Annotated in this window: 3 protein-coding genes; 1 reads left to right on the top strand and 2 read right to left on the bottom strand. The window is 74.2% G+C overall.

Annotation, left to right across the window (positions count from 1 at the left end; translation table 11 throughout):
• Positions 1–77: 77 nt before the first annotated feature.
• On the top strand, positions 78–830 hold the full coding sequence (locus ACIQOV_RS30590; RefSeq protein ID WP_401053852.1) for an SDR family oxidoreductase: 753 nt from the start codon (positions 78–80) through the stop codon (positions 828–830).
• 54 nt (positions 831–884) lie between these two features.
• Here ACIQOV_RS30590 and gndA read toward each other — a convergent pair whose 3' ends face one another.
• The gene (gene gndA, locus ACIQOV_RS30585; RefSeq protein WP_401053851.1) at positions 885–2339 is read right to left on the bottom strand and encodes an NADP-dependent phosphogluconate dehydrogenase; all 1455 of its coding nucleotides are present in this window, start codon (positions 2337–2339) and stop codon (positions 885–887) included.
• A gap of 161 nt (positions 2340–2500) precedes the next feature.
• Positions 2501–3838: an MFS transporter gene (locus ACIQOV_RS30580; protein ID WP_401053850.1), complete on the bottom strand. Its 1338-nt coding sequence runs from the start codon at positions 3836–3838 to the stop codon at positions 2501–2503.
• Positions 3839–4153: the final 315 nt, after the last annotated feature.

The raw sequence follows: 4153 nt of genomic DNA, 5'->3' as shown, positions 1-4153 counted from the left end.
GTCCCGCCGGCCCCTGAGCTCCGTCGTCCCCGCACCCGTCGTCCCCGCACCACGTCCCCCGAGGAACAGGAGGCCGCATGTCCGGCGCAGCGGGAACCGTGCTCATCACCGGAGCGAGCAGCGGCATCGGAGCGGCCACCGCACGCCGGCTCGCCGCCCGCGGGCACGACCTGGTGCTGATCGCCCGGCGCGAGGAGCGCCTGAAGGCGCTGGCCGCGGAGCTGTCCGCCGACCACGGCACCGCCGCCGTCGCGGCGCCCCTGGACCTGGAGCGCACCGACGAACTGGCCGACGCGCTGACGGACGTCCTCGCGGCCCTGCCCGGCCCGCTCGCCGGCGCGGTGCTGGCGGCCGGGCACGGCCGCGGCCACGGACCGGTGCGGGAGGCCGACAGCACGCCGTGGGAGTCCCAGCTGCGGGTCAACCTGCTCGCCCCGATGATCGTCACGCGCCTGCTCCTGCCCGAACTGGACGCCCGGGGCGGGGACCTGGTGCTGGTCGGCTCCCTGTTCGGCACCCGGCCCTCGCCCGGCTACGCGGCCTACGCCGCCACCAAGCACGGGCTGGCGGGCTTCGTCCGCTCGCTCGCCGAGGAGGAACGGCCGCCCGGCGGCTGCCGGATCTGCCTGATCTCCCCCGGCGCCACCAACACCGAGTTCGCCTCGGTCCTGTCCGGGGCCGCGGCCCCGCGCGTCCACGAGGTCACCGACTGGCCGTACCACCCGCTGCTCGCCGAGGACGTGGCGGCCGCCGTCGCATGGGCGATGGGCCGCCCCGGCCACGCCCGGATCGCGGAGATCACCCTCGACGCCACCGACGCCCGGTACTGAGCCGCCCCGGTACCGAGCCGCCCCGAACGCGCGGCCGCGACGGCCGGTGACGCGCTACGCCGTCCCGCCGTCCGTCCGCACCTCGGGGCGACCGGGCTCGGCCCAGCGCGTGTGGAAGCTGCCCGGACGGTCGGTGCGGCGGTAGGTGTGGGCGCCGAAGAAGTCGCGCTGCCCCTGGATCAGCGCGGCGGGCAGGTGCTCGCTGCGCAGGGTGTCGTAGAAGGCGAGCGCGGCGGAGAACGCCGGTACGGGGATGCCGTGCTGGGCCGCGCCGGCCACCACCGTGCGCCAGGCCGCCTGGGCGTCGGAGACCTCGGACGCGAACCGCTCCTCGGCGAGCAGGCTGACCAGGTCGGGGTTGGCGGCGTGGGCGGCGCGGATCCGGTCGAGGAACGCGGCGCGGATGATGCAGCCGCCGCGCCAGATCCTCGCCACCGCCCCCAGGTCGATGTCCCAGCCGTACTCGGCCGCGGCGTCGCGGATCATGGTCCAGCCCTGGTCGTAGGCGATGACCTTCGACGCGTAGAGGGCCTGTTCGACGTCGCGGGTGAAGCGCTCGGCCTCGTGCGGGCGCAGTTCCTGCCGGGTCCCCCCGGGCAGCGGCCGGTAGGCCGCCCGCAGTTCGGCCCGGGCGGAGGCGACCCGGGCGAAGGTGGCCTGGGCGATGGCGGTGACCGGGGACCCGAGGTCGAGGGCGGTCTGCACCGTCCAGCGTCCGGTGCCCTTCTGCTCCGCGGCGTCCTGGACGATGTCGACGAAGGGCCTGCCGGTGGCGGCGTCGGTGTGGGCGAGCACCTCGGCGGTGATCTCGATCAGGTAGGAGTCGAGCCGCCCCTTGTTCCAGTTCCGGAAGGTCTCGGCGATCTCGGCCGGGGTGTACCCGCCGACCTCCCGCAGGAGGTGGTAGGCCTCGGCGATGAGCTGCATGTCGGCGTACTCGATGCCGTTGTGCACCATCTTCACGAAGTGTCCGGCCCCGTCGGTGCCGATGTGGGTGCAGCACGGATCGCCGTCCACGTGGGCGCTGATCCGCTCCAGCATCGGGCCGAGGACGGCGTAGGACTCGGCGGAGCCGCCGGGCATGACCGAGGGGCCGTGCAGCGCGCCCTCCTCCCCTCCGGAGACACCGCTGCCGACGAAGTGGATGCCGCGTTCGCGCAGCGCCCGCTCCCGGCGGCGGGTGTCGGCGAAGTGCGCGTTGCCGCCGTCGATGATCATGTCGCCCGCTTCCAGCAGCGGGGCGAACTCCTCGATGACCTCGTCGGTGGCCTGCCCGGCCTTCACCATGATCAGGAGCCGGCGGGGCCGTTCCAGCGCGGCCACCAGCTCCTGCGGCGATCCCGCCGGGACGAACGCGCCCTCGTGGCCGAACTCCTCGACCAGCGCCGTGGTCCGTCCCGGCGTGCGGTTGTGCACCGCGACCGTGTAGCCGTTGCGGGCGAAGTTCCGCGCCAGGTTGCGGCCCATCACCGCGAGCCCCGTCACGCCGATCTGTGCGGATGCCTCCATGGGCGGGTGCTTCCTTCCTCGGGGAGTTCCCCGGCCGGGCCCGCGGGTCCTGCGCCGCGGCCGCCCGGGCCGGCCGTACCCATGCTCACAACCCGCGCCCTCCCGCCGCGCGGGGAACTCCCCCGTTCAGGTGCCCCGGGCCCGCGGCGACGCCCGGCGACTCAGCGGACCGCCTCGACCGGCTCCGGGTCCGCCTCGGGATCCGTCTCGGGATCCGTCTCGGGGTCCGTCTCCGGCCGGCGCACGGACATGTGCCCGGTCGGCAGGTCCCGGTGGCCGCGGATCGGGGAGCAGTAGAGGAAGAGGGCCGCCGCCGGTACGCCCGCGGTCAGGATCCACAGGGCCGGACGCAGACCGAGCCAGGTGCCGAGCGCGCCGCCGAGCACGGCGCCCAGCGGCATCGTGCCGTAGTTGAGGAACGCGGAGCTCGCGACGAGCCGGCCGAGCACGCCGCTCGGGCAGTAGCTCTGGACGAACCCGGACTTGAGCACGTTGCCCGCCACCACGCCGATCGACACCCCGGCGTAGGCGAGGACGACCATCGTCAGCCCCCAGCCCCGGCCGGCCAGCGGGATGAGCAGGGCCAGCGCCGGCAGCACCAGCTCGAACATCAGCAGGGAGCGGCCGGTGCCCAGCCTGGCGCCGACCCGGCGCACGACGAAGGCTCCCAGCACGCCGCCGACACCGCTGACCATCGCCAGGCTGCCGATCGTCCCGGAGGACAGGCCGATCTCACGGACCAGGAAGACCACGGTGAGCGACTGGTACCCGGACAGGGCGAGGTTGGACGCCGCTCCGAAGAGCGCCAGGCTCCGCAGGAAGGGGTCGCCGAAGAGCAGCCCCAGTCCTTCCCGGATCTCCTTGGCCATGGCGCCGCGCGGTCTTTCGAGCCGCTCGGGGGCGGCCTCCCGGTGCCGGATGCCGACCAGGCAGAGCGTCGCGAGCAGGAAGGTCGTCGTGTTGACCAGCATCCCGTTGGCCGCGCCCGCGAGTTGGATGAGCAGGCCGCCGCAGCCGAGCCCGACGATCTGCGCGGCGGAGGCGCTGCCCTGGAGCTTGGCGTTGCCCTCGGCCTGGTCCTCCGGCTTCACCAGGTCCGGCAGGTAGGCGGTGTACGCGGTCTGGAAGAACACCGTGGCGGCGCCCGCGAGCAGGGCCACGAGCAGGAGTTGACCGACCTTCAGCGCCCCTGCCCAGGCCGCCACGGGAACGCTGGCGAAGAGCGCGAAGCAGACGATGTTGGCCCAGAACATCACCTGCCTGCGCCTCAGCCGGTCCACCCAGACCCCCACCGGCAGCCCGATGAGCAGCCACGGCACCCAGGGCGCCGCGCTCAGCAGGCTCACCTCGAAGGTGTCGGCGTGCAGGGTCGAAACGGCGATCAACGGGACGGCGAGAACCGTGACCGACTGACCGAAGCGCCCCGCGGTCTCGCCTAACCAGAGGAGCCGGAAGTCCCGGTGGCGGCGGAGCAGGCCACCACGTGTGTCGTTGCCCATCGATCGCTCCAATGTCTCAAGGAAGGGAAGCCGAACCGTCCGAAGCCGCCCGCCGGCCGGGCCCCCTCCCGCTCGCCGGGCGGTACCGGGACGAGTGGGAGGGCCGTCGCGCGGCCCGTGTGCCGACCGGCACACGGGCCGCCGATCCAGCAGCTAGGACCCGTCGCGCTCGCCCGCGAGCCGGGCGGCGAGGACCGGGCCGATCTGGGCGAGCTGATCACACGAAGCCGCGCCACATGTCCCGGCCGAACGGGACGATCTCCTGCAGCGCGCCGCCCTGCCCGGCGCTGATGGTGATCGAGGTCTGCTGCGCCA

The organism is Kitasatospora sp. NPDC091257, assembly GCF_044757675.1.
Lineage (GTDB): Bacteria > Actinomycetota > Actinomycetes > Streptomycetales > Streptomycetaceae > Kitasatospora > Kitasatospora lactacystinica.
The sequence above is the reverse complement of the archived record's forward strand: the minus strand, read 5'-3'. Positions and strand labels throughout refer to the sequence as shown.

Bases quoted from the DNA above. Each gene is read 5' to 3' on its own strand.
- ACIQOV_RS30580 (WP_401053850.1), bottom strand. From the start codon at position 3,838: ATGGGCAACGACACACGTGGTGGCCTGCTCCGCCGCCACCGGGACTTC.
- ACIQOV_RS30590 (WP_401053852.1), top strand. From the start codon at position 78: ATGTCCGGCGCAGCGGGAACCGTGCTCATCACCGGAGCGAGCAGCGGC.
- gndA (WP_401053851.1), bottom strand. From the start codon at position 2,339: ATGGAGGCATCCGCACAGATCGGCGTGACGGGGCTCGCGGTGATGGGC.